The sequence below is a fragment of the Micromonospora sp. BL4 genome, assembly GCF_003667505.1.
Classification (GTDB): Bacteria; Actinomycetota; Actinomycetes; order Mycobacteriales; family Micromonosporaceae; genus Micromonospora.
Map to the genome: position 1 here is coordinate 1 of NZ_RCVJ01000176.1, position 12652 is coordinate 12652.

Annotated in this window: 16 protein-coding genes; 8 read left to right on the plus strand and 8 right to left on the minus strand. The window is 73.6% G+C overall.

What is annotated here, in order from left to right; genetic code table 11:
- Together EAD89_RS23875 and EAD89_RS30550 are read right to left on the minus strand one after the other, a co-directional pair.
- Nucleotides 1–589 (minus strand): manganese catalase family protein (locus EAD89_RS23875; RefSeq protein WP_121677279.1); only part of this gene is annotated, 589 nt, incomplete at its 3' end.
- Between the two features lie 83 nt (nt 590–672).
- The gene (locus tag EAD89_RS30550) at nt 673–1404 is read right to left on the minus strand and encodes a sensor histidine kinase KdpD (RefSeq protein ID WP_121653726.1); all 732 of its coding nucleotides are present in this window, start codon (nt 1402–1404) and stop codon (nt 673–675) included.
- A 98-nt stretch (nt 1405–1502) separates the two neighbouring features.
- On the opposite strand from EAD89_RS30550, the gene EAD89_RS23885 reads away from it, so the two are divergent.
- Together EAD89_RS23885 and EAD89_RS23890 are read left to right on the plus strand one after the other, a co-directional pair.
- Complete coding sequence (locus tag EAD89_RS23885) at nt 1503–2111, plus strand: response regulator transcription factor (protein WP_233579043.1); 609 nt, start codon at nt 1503–1505, stop codon at nt 2109–2111.
- A gap of 153 nt (nt 2112–2264) precedes the next feature.
- Complete coding sequence (locus EAD89_RS23890; protein ID WP_074310340.1) at nt 2265–2612, plus strand: Lsr2 family protein; 348 nt, start codon at nt 2265–2267, stop codon at nt 2610–2612.
- 175 nt (nt 2613–2787) lie between these two features.
- Here EAD89_RS23890 and EAD89_RS30300 read toward each other — a convergent pair whose 3' ends face one another.
- From EAD89_RS30300 to EAD89_RS23915, 3 genes are all read right to left on the minus strand, one after another.
- A complete protein-coding gene (locus EAD89_RS30300; RefSeq protein WP_147458860.1) occupies nt 2788–4080 on the minus strand; it encodes a hypothetical protein in 1293 nt (430 codons plus the stop codon).
- Between the two features lie 292 nt (nt 4081–4372).
- Entirely contained in the window at nt 4373–5245 is an 873-nt protein-coding gene (locus EAD89_RS23910) for a DUF2726 domain-containing protein (protein WP_121677282.1), read from the minus strand.
- Nucleotides 5246–5353: 108 nt separating this feature from the next.
- A complete protein-coding gene (locus tag EAD89_RS23915; protein ID WP_121677283.1) occupies nt 5354–6226 on the minus strand; it encodes a phytanoyl-CoA dioxygenase family protein in 873 nt (290 codons plus the stop codon).
- A 178-nt stretch (nt 6227–6404) separates the two neighbouring features.
- Between EAD89_RS23915 and EAD89_RS23920 the strand changes: the two genes are divergently transcribed.
- The 4 genes from EAD89_RS23920 (at nt 6405) to EAD89_RS23935 (ending at nt 8883) form a co-directional block, all read left to right on the plus strand.
- Nucleotides 6405–7007 (plus strand): Asp23/Gls24 family envelope stress response protein, encoded by a 603-nt coding sequence (locus EAD89_RS23920; RefSeq protein ID WP_121677284.1) that lies wholly within the window; start codon nt 6405–6407, stop codon nt 7005–7007.
- Nucleotide 7008: 1 nt separating this feature from the next.
- Nucleotides 7009–7533 (plus strand): DUF6286 domain-containing protein, encoded by a 525-nt coding sequence (locus EAD89_RS23925; RefSeq protein ID WP_121677285.1) that lies wholly within the window; start codon nt 7009–7011, stop codon nt 7531–7533.
- Nucleotides 7530–8090: a hypothetical protein gene (locus EAD89_RS23930; protein ID WP_121677286.1), complete on the plus strand. Its 561-nt coding sequence runs from the start codon at nt 7530–7532 to the stop codon at nt 8088–8090. Before EAD89_RS23925 ends, EAD89_RS23930 begins: the two co-directional genes overlap by 4 nt.
- A 67-nt stretch (nt 8091–8157) precedes the next feature.
- On the plus strand, nt 8158–8883 hold the full coding sequence (locus tag EAD89_RS23935; RefSeq protein ID WP_121677301.1) for a helical backbone metal receptor: 726 nt from the start codon (nt 8158–8160) through the stop codon (nt 8881–8883).
- Nucleotides 8884–8894: 11 nt separating this feature from the next.
- Here the strand turns inward: EAD89_RS23935 and EAD89_RS23940 are convergent, their stop codons facing one another.
- A complete protein-coding gene (locus tag EAD89_RS23940) occupies nt 8895–9827 on the minus strand; it encodes a TerC/Alx family metal homeostasis membrane protein (RefSeq protein ID WP_121677287.1) in 933 nt (310 codons plus the stop codon).
- A 202-nt stretch (nt 9828–10029) separates the two neighbouring features.
- The gene (locus tag EAD89_RS23945; protein ID WP_121677288.1) at nt 10030–10719 is read right to left on the minus strand and encodes a CBS domain-containing protein; all 690 of its coding nucleotides are present in this window, start codon (nt 10717–10719) and stop codon (nt 10030–10032) included.
- 189 nt (nt 10720–10908) lie between these two features.
- Between EAD89_RS23945 and EAD89_RS23950 the strand changes: the two genes are divergently transcribed.
- Together EAD89_RS23950 and EAD89_RS23955 are read left to right on the plus strand one after the other, a co-directional pair.
- On the plus strand, nt 10909–11466 hold the full coding sequence (locus EAD89_RS23950) for a hypothetical protein (RefSeq protein ID WP_121677289.1): 558 nt from the start codon (nt 10909–10911) through the stop codon (nt 11464–11466).
- Nucleotides 11467–11677: 211 nt separating this feature from the next.
- Entirely contained in the window at nt 11678–12070 is a 393-nt protein-coding gene (locus EAD89_RS23955) for an FKBP-type peptidyl-prolyl cis-trans isomerase (protein WP_074310352.1), read from the plus strand.
- Between the two features lie 145 nt (nt 12071–12215).
- Here the strand turns inward: EAD89_RS23955 and EAD89_RS23960 are convergent, their stop codons facing one another.
- Nucleotides 12216–12602 (minus strand): STAS domain-containing protein, encoded by a 387-nt coding sequence (locus EAD89_RS23960; RefSeq protein WP_121653736.1) that lies wholly within the window; start codon nt 12600–12602, stop codon nt 12216–12218.
- Nucleotides 12603–12652 lie beyond the last annotated feature (50 nt).

Here is a 12652-nt window from a genome sequence, read left to right on the forward strand (position 1 = left end):
CGTCCTGTTTGAGTTGTTCGATGGCGGCGAGCCACATGTTCTGGTGCATGGTGTCGCGGGCCAGCAGGAAGCGCAGCATCTGTTTGACGCCGGGGTCGTCGGTCATGTTGAACAGTCGGGCGACCTGCAGGCGGCCTTGTGCTTCGGCGGTGGCGTTGAGGTGGAAGTCGGCCATGAGGTTGCCGCTGGCGGTGATGAACGCGGCGTTCCAGGGCACGCCGTTGCTGTCGGTGGGTAGGGCGCCGCCGCCGCCGTGGATGAAGTGTGCGGGGTTGGAGCCGCCGTAGACGGCGGCGACCATGGGGTTGTCGTCGGCGGCTTCCTGCAGGGACAGGGGGGCGTTCTCCAGCAGGCGGGTGATCATGGTGGCGATCATCTCGACGTGGCCCATCTCCTCGGTGCCGACGTCCAGGAGCAGGTCCTTGTACTTGCCGGGCAGTCGGCAGTTCCAGCCCTGGTAGAGGTACTGGTTGGCGACGGTCATCTCGCCCCACTTGCCGCCCAGGATCTCCTGCAACCGGCGGGCGAACGCCGCGTCCGGGCCGTCCGGCTTCGCCTCGAACTGCAGGTCCTTGATGTGGCCGAACATGGGTCCTCCTCCGTGCCGGGAGCTGGCACGAGGACGATTCCCGCCCCGGTGACCCGGCCGGGCCAACCCGTGTCCCGGTGGGGTCAGCGCACCACGCGGACCACGGGCAGCAGCACCTCCAGCGCCACCCCGCGCGGCCGCAACCGGTGCACCCGCAGCGCTCCCCCGTCCGCCGCCAGCAGCTGTCGCACGATCCAGAGACCGAGGCCGGACATCCCGGCCACCGGCGCCGTGCGGCGCATCGCGGCCAGCAGCGCGTCGTCCACCCGCCCCTCGTCGGTGACCAGGATGCTCAGGCCGGGGCGGCGCAGCGCGGCGTAGAGCCCGACCTGTCCCTGCGCCGGCCCGTGCCGCAGCGCGTTCTCCACGAGATTCACCAGCACCTGCCGGGTCCGACCGGAGGGCACCGGGCAGGCGCAGGCCCACCGGGTGGCCCGGACCCGGCGCCGGTTCGCCGGCACCAGCGCGGCGGCCTCGCGCAGCATCCCGGCCAGCGGCACGGCCGGCTCCGGCTGGGCGGTCGACGCCAGGGCGCCGGTGCCGGCGGCCGCGCCCCGCAGCAGGCTCTGCAGGTGCGCGGCCTGGTCGCGGGCCAGCTCGGTGATCGCCCGCCGGTCCGCGCCGGTCAGCTCCCGGCGCTCGTCGGCCAGCGCACGGGTCAGCGAGGTCAGGGTGCTCACCGGAGTACGGAACTCGTGGCACAGCACGCGCAGCAGCAGCTCCGAGTCGGCGGGCGGAGGCCCCTGGTCGCCGAGTCCGACCTCGGTCCGACGCAACCCTCGCAACAGGCCCTGCAAACCGTGGCGTGCGCGCATCCACCCGACTCCCCTCGTTCGGTGCGTACCCGCATGATCGGTACCCGCTGGGGAACGGCGCAGACATGCCGGACGGCCCCACCATCAGACTCGCGGTCGTGGACGACCACCCCCTCTTCGTCCGCGGCCTGGAGCTGCTGCTTCCACTGACCAGCGACGGCCGCGCCGAGGTGGTCGGCTCGACCGGCGACGCCGCCGCGGCGGCCGCCCTGGTCAGCCGTTGCCACCCCGACCTGGCGCTGGTGGACCTGCACATGCCGCCTCCCGGTGGCATCCGGGCGGTGGCCGCGATCCGGCGGACCACCCCGCGGGTCCGGGTGGTCGCGATGTCCGGCTCGACCGACCCGGCACCCGCGCTGGAGGCGCTCCGGGCGGGCGCGGAGGGGTTCCTGCCGAAGACCAGCGAGCCGGAGGAGCTGCTGCCTCCGCTGCTGGCCATCCTCGACGGCTGGGCGGTGCTGCCGGCCGAGCTGCTGCGCGCCGTGCTGCGGCCCTCGCGCGCGGCGCCGGTCGACCTGGACGGCGAGGAGCGCCGTCTGCTGCGGGCGATCGCCGCCGGCCGCAACACCGTCGACATCGCCGAGGAACTGCACGTCTCGGAGCGGACGGTGAAACGCATGACCGCCGCGCTGCTGCGCAAGCTGCGGGTGTCCAACCGGGCGGAGGCCGCCGCCGTCGCCGGACACGCCGGCCTGCTCGGCGAATGAGGCCGGGCCCTTCCGCGATTCAGCTCCCGTTCGCGGTTTTGCGGCACCGGAATCGCGACGCGCCGAAATGAATGGGACGCATATTGTTGCGGTTTCCCGGGGTGATAGGTCAGACTTTGGACACATCCCGCCACACACAGGGAGTAATCGGCAATGGCGAGAAAAGTAATCACGGTGCTGACCGACGACCTCGACGGTGGGAAGGCCGACCGGACGGTCGAGTTCAGTCTCGACGGCGTGGCCTACACGATCGATGTCTCGGACGAGAATGCGGGCGTCCTGCGCAAGGCGCTGGATCCTTACATCAATGCGGGTCGGCGGATTGGCCGGGGCCCGGTGGAGAACACCCGGACAGTTCGGCGGCCGGGGCGACCCAGCGGCGCCGGAATGGACCGGGAGCAGAACCGGGCCATCCGGGAATGGGCCGTCAAGAACGGCTACAAGATTTCCGAGCGGGGCCGGATCCCGGTCGAGGTCGTCGAGGCGTACAAGAACCGCTGAACGTACGACACGAGGACGGGGTCTCGCCGGAAACGGCGCGACCCCGTCGATTCTTGTCGGCCCTCTCCCCCGCCGCCGCCTCCAACAGCGCGCCGGGGTGATGTGCCGCGGCCGGTCACCCGGGCTGTCCGCCCCGGTGACCGGCCGCCGTTCACTCGGCTCGATCTGTTCCGACTCAGTTGACCTCGATACGCACGGCGTCGAACGCCGGGGTCTGGTTGGCCCGTTCCATCATCGGCAGACGGTGCGAGCCGTCACCGGCCCATACCGCGCACTGGGCGGTGCCCGACTCGGGCAGACCCGGAATCTGGATGGTCACCTCGTCCGGCTGGGCACTACCGCGTCCGTCCTCGGTGGCGACGAAGAAGGCGGGCACCTCCTGCGGCTCCGGCGGGGCGGTCAGGCTGTCCAGCATCCGGCAGGCGGTGTGGAAGTGTCCGCGGACCAGACCCTGGTCGTTGAGCAGCGAGCTCTCCACGTAGTACCCGCCCTGACCGGCGGCCAGGAAGCGGTCCCGGATCAGGTTGCGGGTGCTGACCCGCAGGGTGAAGGCCTGGTTCTGGCCGACCTGATCGGGGAACTGGGTGATCAGCAGCGAGGGGTTGTTGGCGGCCGCGCCGACCTCGCCGAACTCGGTGCTCACGCAGCGGTTGCCGGTCTGGAAGCCGTCGTGCGGCTGGAGCTGGCTCTCGTCGCAGTTGTTGGCCAGCACGCCGAGGCCGGCACCCGGAGCGTTGCCGCCACCGTTGTTGCCGCCACCGTTGTTACCGCCACCGTTGTCGCCACCGCCGCTGTTACCACCGCCGTTGTCGCCACCGCCGCTGTTACCACCGCCGCTGTCGCCACCGCCGCTGTTGCCGGTCGGCTGCACCTGACACTCGGCGAGCTGCGCGAGACCCTGCGGCCGTGGTCCGGCCCGGTCGATGGCGGTCGTGATCCGGTTCAGCACCGCGCGCCGCTTGGCCGCCAGCGGTTGCAGGATCGAGTTGCGGATGAAGGCTTCGCCCTTGTTGCCCTCGGCGGCCAGCCGGCGGTCGGCCTCGGCGATCTGGGTCTGCAACTGGGCGAGGTTGCGGTCCACCTCGGCGCGGGCCCGGGCCGGCACCTCCGGAAGCTTGGCCGTCACGTCCGGGCAGGCGATGGCCGAGCCGCTGCCGACCGTGCCGTCCTTGCCGTCCTCGCACTCGGGGACCGACTGCTGCCCGTCACCCCAGTGGTTGCGCACCCAGCGACCGTTCTGCCACGTCCGGGTGGTTGAGTCGCCACCATTCGGCGCGGTCGCGCCCGGGCTCGGCTGCACACACTGTTCAGAGGCCGGCCGGGGACTGTTCGGCCGCCGGTCCTGGGCCGACGAAATCTGGGTCACGGCGACTACTCCGCCGAAGACCACGAGCGTGCCGACAACGGCCAGCAGACGCTTGCTCCGCGCGTTGCCGGATGACCGGCGCGCCCGTGTGGACCTGCGCATCGAATTGCTCTCCTTCTCGATCCGGTAGTGGATTCCTGCCCTCGGCGGACCGACGGATGTGAGATGGCACGCCACGGCGGCGACCACCGCGACCTACCCGGTGACGTGTCGATGGCCGACGATGCCCTTTCCGCACCGTCTCCCGCGTCCCGTCGACGCGGATGGGGAGATCCTCTTCATTCGCGCAGGAGTACGGGACGGCGAGCGGGAAGGTTCAACCAACGCACAGGAAATTGCCGCGGTCCGGCGCGAGCCGCGTTGGGAGGGTCGGCTGAGTGCAGCCGGTGACGGATCAGTCGACGCAGAGGTGGTCGAACGCGAAACCGCCGACGAGCTCGTTCCGGCGCCGGCTCAGTGCGACGATCTCGGCGGTGAGCTCGGCGCGCGGCAGCAGCTCCGGGTCGACCGATTCCGTGACGCGCAGTCGTTCCCCGACGGCGACCGTGGCGAGGTCCTCGGCCAGCCGGGCCGGGTCGATGCCGCAGGAGAAGCGGTGCTCGGTCACCGACACCCGCTCGACCAGACACGCGTCGGGGCGCACCTGCACCCAGCTCCAGCCCTGCGCCGGGCCGTCCGCCCAGCGCACGTGCAGCCCCCGGACGATCGGGTCGGCCAGCCGCCGGGCGACGTACGCCTCGACCGCGGCAGCCCGGGCCAGCGCGCCAAGGTCGTTCACGGGGCCGGTGCGGCCGTCCGGCAGGCGGCCGAGAATGTCCCGGTAGCTGACCGGGGTCGACTCGTCCCCGGCGCCGCCCGCCGCGTAGTCCCGCGCGTCGATCACGTACTCCACGAGGCGTCGGCCGTGCTCGGCCGGCCGCAGGGTTGGCGACCCGATCCGCAGCACGGGTAGCCCGACCGCCGCGCTCACCGCGTCCTTGAGCCGCTCGGCCCGCTGCTGCGCGGAGCCGGCCGGCGAGACCGGGCCGATCTCCACGGCGACGATCGGTCGACCGGTGTCGGCGGCGCAGATCACGAAGTCGAAGGCGGCCCGGCTGGCCGAGGTCCACTGACTGCCGGTCACACCGGGCGGACGCCCCTGGACCAGCTCGCTGAGCCGGCGCGCCGGGTACACGCGGTGACCGGCGCGGGTGAGCAGGGTGTCCCGCGCACCGTCGGCGGGCAACGCCCGCAGCCAGCCACGGTCGTCGCTGACGGTGCTCGTCATCTGCCTGATCCATCCGCCGGTCGGTCGCGCCGGACCGAGTCTAGGCGGTCGATCATGGTGTGCGCCTCGGCGGTGCGGCCGGGACGGTCCGACCGGCCGGACCGGCGGTTACTCGGCGGCGCCCATCACCAGACCCTCGATCGTGTGCTTCTGCCGGATCGGCTCCAACCGGTCCACCACCGGGCAGGGCAGGTGCGCCCGGACCGTCGCCGGCAGCCCGTCCCAGTAGCCCTGGGTGACGGCCATGTCGTGGTGTGCGGCGTTGCCCGCGCCGGGGGCGTCCACGCCGAGGACCAGGACCGGGCGCGCCGACTGGGAGACGTTCGGGGTGCCGCGATGGATGGTCAGCGCCGACCGGGCGGAGATGTCGCCACGCTGCGGGTACTTGCGTACCGCCCGCTGCTGGTAGCGGGGGTAGCGCTCGCGGGGCGGGAACATCCCGTGGTCGAAGTCGACGCCGTCGTCCCACTGGGTGCCCGGGGCGATCTCGAACGGGCCCATCTCCTCCACCGTGTCGACGGTGGTCAGGTTGAACGCCAATGAGGTGAGCCGCCGCTGCCGCCGGGTCTCCTCCGGCATGGGGAAGTCCCGGTGCCAGGGTTGCATCGCCGCGCCGGGAAAGGGGATGTCGAAACCGAGTTCGACGATCTCGTACTCCGGGCCGAGCACCGCCCGGCAGACCGACGCCACCCACGGGTGGGTGACCAACTCGACGAATCCGCTCAGCTGCTCCGGGTGGATCTCCACGTACCAGCGCTGCGGTCCACGACCGACCGCGCCGTCGGGGCGGGAACGCGCCTCCTCGAACGCGACGGCCACATCGTTGCCGACCTGCTCCACCCAGGCCGGGTCGAAGGCGCCCCGGCAGGCGGTGATGCCGTCGCGGTACAGGTCGCCGAGCGCCTCGACCGGTACCTCGTCGTCGCCGCTGGGCACGGGGTGGGCGGCGGGTGCCGGAGACGGGGCCGGGGGAACACGCATGAGGTCTCCTCGGGACGAAGCGAGCGTTACAACGTTGTAGAAGCGTGTCAAGGACCTCCGGAGCGCGCCAGCGCCCAGGCAAGTGCTGTGAGCCAGATCACAGGCGGGTGGGGTTCCAGGGGTCACCACAGGGTGTATCCAGCGGGGTCGCCGGTAGCGGACCGGCCGGGAGGTCAGCATGTCGCGACAGCAGTTCGACGTCCTCACCGGTAGCGGTGCGGGTGCTCGCGGACGCCGGGGTGACCGCACCGGCCGTGCCGGACCGTCCCGGCTGGCCGGTGACCCCACCCTCCTCCGGCGACCTCACGCCGGCCGGGCAGGACGCCACCACCGGCTCGCCGCGCCGCCCAGCATCCGCCGGCCCGCCCCGACCACCGGCCCGGACCCGAGCGGCGGCGGCGCCGCGACCGCCGGCCGGAATCCGAGCCCCGGGATCGCTCCGAACACCGGGATCGGCCCCAGCGCCGGCGCGGGCCGCCAGGAACTCGGCGCGGCGGACGTCGCCCGCATCGCAGCCGACGCGGCCGGCGGCGTCCCGGGCGTGTCCGACGTCCGCCCCGCCACCGTCCGCATGGACGGCCGGTCCGTGGGACTCGACCTGCGTCTGGTCACCTGGTACGGGCACAGTGTGCCCGCCGTCGCCGAGGCCGTCCGGGTGGCGGTCGCCGACCGGATGGCAGCCGACACCGGGCTCAGCGTGGCGGCGGTGACGGTCACGGTGGACGACCTGCTCGTCCCCGGCGTCGACGTCCCCCGGACCGGGCGGACGGCGGGAGGCTGACATGCGGACCGCGAACCGCGTCGCCTCGCTGGTGCTGGCCGCGGCGCTGCTGGCTGGCGGCGTGCTGCTGGCCGTGCAGGCGCTGCTGGTCACCCTGGACCGCCCAACGCCCCTGCTCACGCGGACCGACTGGTACGACACGCTGACCAGCACCGGATGGCGTGACCCGGGTGTCCGCGCGGTGGCCGGCGGGGCCGTGCTGCTCGGCCTGGTCGTCCTGGCCGCTCAGCTGCGGCGCTGGACACCGGTCCGGCTGCGCGTCGACGAGCGGGACGGCTGGCACCTGCACCGCCGCTGTGTGGAGCGCCGGCTGGCCGACGCGGTCGGCACCGTGCCGGGCGTACGCCGGGCCCGTGTCCGGGTCCGCCGGCGCGGCGCCGAATGGCGGCCCCGGGTGCGCGCCACCGGCGACCCGGCGGCCCGCGCCGAGGTGGAGTTCGCGGTGCACCAGGAGCTGCACCGCCTCGCCGCGCCCCGCACCGGCCGGATCGAGGTCCGGCTGCTTCCCCGCGGCTGGTCGGTATGACGGACGCCGCACACCGACTGCTGTGGACCATCATCGCGCTGCTGCTGGTGGCCGGCGGCGCGGCGGCGCTGGCGGCCAGCTACGGCGTGCTGCCCGGCGGCGACCCCGGCGCGGCGCTGCTGAGCGCCCGCCTCCTGCACCAGTGGCGGCTGGCCACGCCGTGGACCACCCTGGCCGCGGCGGCCGCCGGGGCGCTGCTCGCCCTGAGCGGGCACCACCTGCTGCGCGCGGAGCTGCGCCGGCCCCGCTCCGCGGTGCGCGGCACGCTGAGTCACCCCGGGCGCCGCCCGGGCCGTACCCGAGTGGCCGCCGACGTCCTCGTCCACGCGCTGGAGCGGGACCTGACCGGCGCCCCCGGGGTACGCCGCGCCCGAGTGGTGCTCACCGGAGCGCCGCCGCGACCCGACGTGTGGATCCGGGTGGACCTGACGGCCGACACCCCGACCGCCCGGGTACGCGAGCACGTCGGCGCGGCGGTCCGCCGGTTCGCGACGACCGCCGGCTGCCAACCGGCGCACCTCGACGTGACCGCCCGGATCGAGCCCGGACGACCCTGACCCGCGCCGCACCGGCCCGACCGGCATGATCGGTGCCGGAGCCCCGATGGCGGACGGAGGTGCGCGGGTGCGGGTGGTGTCGCTGGTGCCGTCACTGACCGAGGCGGTGGCGCTGACCCTGCCGGGCGTGCTGGTCGGGGCCACCGACTGGTGCACCCACCCGGCCGGCCTGGACGTCGCCCGGGTCGGCGGCACCAAGTACCCGGACCTGGACCGGGTCCGCGCGCTGCGGCCGGACCTGGTGCTGCTGAACGTGGAGGAGAACCGCCGGGAGGACGCGGAGGCGCTGCGGGCCGCCGGCGTGCCGGTGCGGGTCACCTATCCGCGTACCGTCGCGGGCGCGTTGACCGAGCTGGCCGAGCTGGTGGCCGAGCTGGGCGCGCCGGCGGAGCCGGACTGGCTGCGGGCGGCCCGGCGGGCGTGGGCCGAGCCGCCCCGCCTGACGCCGGCCCGCCGGGCGGTGGTGCCGGTCTGGCGCCGACCGTGGGTGGTGCTCGGCGGCGACACGTTCGCCGGCGACGTGCTGCACCGGCTCGGCGTGGTCAACGCGTACGACCAGCACGCCGAGCGCTATCCCCGCCCGGGTCTGGCCGAACTCCGTGACCAGCGGCCGGAGCTGGTGGTGCTGCCCGACGAGCCGTACCGGTTCAGCGCCGACGACGGGCCGGAGGCCTTTCCCGGCGTACCGTGCGCCCTGCTCTCCGGGCGACACCTCACCTGGTACGGCCCGTCCCTCGTTGAGGCGCCCGCGCTGCTGGCCGACCAGCTGTCCCGTCCGGTGCTGGCCGGCTGACGCCGAGCCGGTCAGCCGGTGGCGCGGCCGCGCCGGGCGGCCACGACGCTGGCCACGACGGAGACCGCGAGGGTCAGCACCACCACCGTGAGGGTCAGCCATACCGGGAGCTTGCCCACCGGCGTCTCGGCCAGGATCAGCTTCAGCCCCGCGAAGGCGAGCAGCAGGGCCAGCCCGTAGCGCAGGTAGCCGAAGTGGCGCAGCAGGCCGGCGAGGCAGAAGTAGAGGCTCCGCAGCCCGAGCACGGCGAAGGCGGTGGCCGTCCAGACCAGGAACGTGTTCGTGGTGATCGCGAGGATCGCCGCCACCGAATCGATGGCGAAGACCACGTCGGTGGCCTCGATGGCGACGAGCGTCACCAGCAACACGGTGGCCTTCCGCCGGCCGTCGACCCGGGCGGTGAACCGGTCGCCGTGGTACCGGGCGTCGGTGGGGACCACCCGCCGGAACAGCCGGACCACCGGGTTGCGCTCCGGGTCGACGTCCGGCTCCCCCCGCACCGCCAGCCGCCAACCGGTCCAGATCAGAAAGGCGCCCAACACGAACCCGGCCCAGGCGAGCCGGTCCAGCAGCTCGGCGCCGGCGAAGATGAAGACCAGCCGAAACGCGAGCGCGCCGACGACGCCCCAGAACAGCACCTTGTGCTGGTAGCCCGGCGGCACCCGGAAGTAGCCGAAGAGCAGGGCGAAGACGAAGACGTTGTCCACCGAGAGCGCCTTCTCCAGCAAGTAGCCGGAGTAGTACGCGATCGCCGGGTCGCCGCCCAGGCCGAACCAGACGACCAACCCGAACAGCAGGCCCGCGACGATCCAGACGCCGCTCCAGATCAGCGCCTCGCGCAGCTCGATGACGTGGCTGTCCCGGTGCATGAGCACGTCGACCCCGAGCATCACGGCGATCACCGCGCCGACCGCCGCCCAGGCCCACAGCGGCACCGCGACCATCGCCTCAGCCACCCGGCGCCCCCCGCATCGACCACCGCGCACCGCCCGCGCACCCCGTCGGACGGCCGCTCCCGAGCCTAGGCGAGCGGCCGATCCGACGACGGCGCTCCGGCGAAGTCGAGGCGGGCCCGGCCAGCCGGGGCGGCGGTGGCGCTCCGGCGACGTCGGCGCGGGCCCGGCCAGCCGGGCCGTCGGTGGACGCTCAGGCGACCGGCGTCACCCGCGCCGGATCGAAGGCGGTGTCGTCCGCCTCGTAGCCGATCGTGTTGGTCACCTGAACCACGCCGCTCACCTGGGCGGCGAGCCGCCCGGCGAGGTCGACGGCGGAGCGCCGGTCCAGCCGGCCGGCCAGGGTGACCTCGCCGTGGCGGACCTCGACGGTGACCAGGCCGTCCCGCACGGCGAGCACCCGGCGGAGCACCTCCTGCACCACGTCCTCGCGGATCTCGGCGTCCGAGCGCAGGTGCACCCGCAGCAGGTCGGCGCGACTGACGATGCCGACCAGCCGGCCGAGGTCGTCCAGCACCGGCAGCCGCTTGACCTGCTCACGATCGAGCAGCCGGGCGGCGGCGGGCAGCGACGCCTGCGGACACGTGGTGACCGCGGGCGCGGTCATCAGATCGCCGGCCAGCAGCGCCTCGCTCCTGTCCCGCGCGTCACGTCGGCGGCGGCTCTCGAAGACCCGCCGCTGCGCCGGCTCGCCAGCGCGTTCGATCCGGTGCAGCAGGTCGGCCTCGGACACCACACCCAGCACCCGGCGGAAGCCGTCGACCACCGGCACCGCGCTGACCTCGCGACGCACCAACACGTCCACGATCTCCCGGTACGGGGTCTCGGCCAGCACGGTCGCGACCTCCCGGGTCATCACGTCACCCACCTGCCAGGTCCTCATCACGGCCTCCCTCTCGTCGTCCACCTCGGACGGTACGGCCGGACGCCCGGCGCGGTCAGGGCCTCCCGGTCCGCGTCGCAGGGGTCGAAGGTCCCGGGCGGTTGCGTCCGTCGGCCCTGCCGTCGACGGCGCCACCGGCGTCCACTGGAGATGCCACCGGGGAAGCGCGGTGCGAAGCAGAGAAGGGACGTGGACACCATGGCCGCGACGATCGAGCGGATCAGCGCCGAGACCACCGCTCCGACGACGGGCACCCCCCGCGAGAGGGCCGTCCGGTACCTCCTGGCCGGCATCCGGCTGGCGCTCGGCTGGATCTTCCTCTGGGCGTTCATCGACAAGCTGTTCGGCCTCGGGCTGGCCACCGAGTCGAAGAACGCCTGGATCAACGGGGGCAGCCCGACCGAGGGTTTCCTCACCTTCGGGGTCGCCGGTCCCTTCAAGGACGTCTACGCCGGGATCGCCGGCGCCGCCTGGGCGGACCTGCTGTTCATGGCCGGCCTCGCCGGGATCGGCGTCGCCCTGCTGCTCGGCATCGGCATGCGGGCCGCCGCCGTGGCTGGAGGGCTGCTCCTGGTGCTGATGTGGACCGCCGTCCTGCCTCCGGAGAACAACCCCTTCATGGACGACCACCTGATCTACGCCGCGGTGCTGGCGGTGCTGGCGCTGGTCGACGCCGGCGACACCTGGGGCCTCGGCCGGGTCTGGGCACGACTGCCGATCGTCCAGCGGATGCGCTGGCTCCGCTGACCCACACCCGCACCACCCCTCGGGCGGGCGTCACCACCGGTGGCGCCCGCCGAGTCGTGTGGCCCCCTCCCAGCCTTGAACATCCCGGCGAGGTCGTGGGCCCGCCGGGGTGTCGCCACGCCGGTAGCGGGACCGCCGCACATCGGTGGGGTGCGATCCGGCAGGATCGACGGTGACCGGACACATCACCCAAATGGCAGGAGTTCCCCGCATGAACCAGGCAGCAGGCGCCCGATCGGGCAAGCCCGAGGTGGGTCCGATCGAGGGTGCGCCGCCGGCCGACCTCGTGATCGAGGACATCACCGTGGGCGAGGGCCCGCAGGCCCAGCCGGGCCAGCTGGCCAGCGTGCACTACGTCGGCGTGTCCCACTCCACCGGCAGCGAGTTCGACTCGTCCTGGAACCGGGGTGAGGCGTTCGAGTTCCCGCTCGGCGGCGGCCAGGTCATCGCCGGCTGGGACCAGGGCGTTGTCGGCATGCGCGTCGGCGGCCGGCGCCGCCTCACCATCCCGCCCCACCTGGGGTACGGCGACCGCGGCGCGGCCGGCGTCATCAAGCCGGGCGAGACGCTGGTCTTCGTCGTCGACCTGCTCGGCGTGCGCTGATTTCGATCCTCGACGGGGTCGCCGGTGCGAGCCGGCGGCCCCGCCGCTCGGCGGATCGGCCCGGTGGCGGGCCGGATCAGGCGGAGACCAAAGCTCTGGTCAGGCGGAGACCAGGTCTCTGTTCAGGCGGAAACCAGGGCTCTGGTCAGGCGGCCAGCAGCAGCTGCGCGGGTGCGACCGCCGGGCGGCGCGCGGCCTCGACCGCTCGGGCCGGCTCCAGGATCGGCAACACCCGGTGCAGGCCGGTGACACGCAGCACCCGGGCCACCACCGGCGTCGGATCGACCAGGACGAGCTCGCCGCCACGGGCCCGGACCCGTAGATGCGCGGCGAGCAGCGCGCGCACCCCGGCGGCGGAGAGCAGTCGCAGCTCGGACAGATCCAGCTGGAGCACCGGGCGGGCGGGCGCGGCCCACAGCGCGGAGCGGAACGCGGCCACGGTGGCGATGTCGACCTCGCCGGCCACCCGCATCAGGACCACCTGATCACCCACGCTGACCTGCACGTCGAACCGGTCGCTGCGCTCTCCCATGCCGAGAAATCTAGCCGCCACCTGCGACAGTTTCGCCCCTCCGCGGGGTG

Bases quoted from the DNA above. Each gene is read 5' to 3' on its own strand.
- EAD89_RS23955 (WP_074310352.1), top strand. From the start codon at position 11,678: ATGAACCAGGCAGCAGGCGCCCGATCGGGCAAGCCCGAGGTGGGTCCG.
- EAD89_RS23910 (WP_121677282.1), bottom strand. From the start codon at position 5,245: ATGACGAGCACCGTCAGCGACGACCGTGGCTGGCTGCGGGCGTTGCCC.
- EAD89_RS23930 (WP_121677286.1), top strand. From the start codon at position 7,530: ATGACGGACGCCGCACACCGACTGCTGTGGACCATCATCGCGCTGCTG.
- EAD89_RS30300 (WP_147458860.1), bottom strand. From the start codon at position 4,080: ATGCGCAGGTCCACACGGGCGCGCCGGTCATCCGGCAACGCGCGGAGC.
- EAD89_RS23915 (WP_121677283.1), bottom strand. From the start codon at position 6,226: ATGCGTGTTCCCCCGGCCCCGTCTCCGGCACCCGCCGCCCACCCCGTG.
- EAD89_RS23890 (WP_074310340.1), top strand. From the start codon at position 2,265: ATGGCGAGAAAAGTAATCACGGTGCTGACCGACGACCTCGACGGTGGG.
- EAD89_RS23945 (WP_121677288.1), bottom strand. From the start codon at position 10,719: ATGAGGACCTGGCAGGTGGGTGACGTGATGACCCGGGAGGTCGCGACC.
- EAD89_RS30550 (WP_121653726.1), bottom strand. From the start codon at position 1,404: ATGCGCGCACGCCACGGTTTGCAGGGCCTGTTGCGAGGGTTGCGTCGG.
- EAD89_RS23920 (WP_121677284.1), top strand. From the start codon at position 6,405: ATGTCGCGACAGCAGTTCGACGTCCTCACCGGTAGCGGTGCGGGTGCT.
- EAD89_RS23940 (WP_121677287.1), bottom strand. From the start codon at position 9,827: ATGGTCGCGGTGCCGCTGTGGGCCTGGGCGGCGGTCGGCGCGGTGATC.
- EAD89_RS23960 (WP_121653736.1), bottom strand. From the start codon at position 12,602: ATGGGAGAGCGCAGCGACCGGTTCGACGTGCAGGTCAGCGTGGGTGAT.
- EAD89_RS23925 (WP_121677285.1), top strand. From the start codon at position 7,009: ATGCGGACCGCGAACCGCGTCGCCTCGCTGGTGCTGGCCGCGGCGCTG.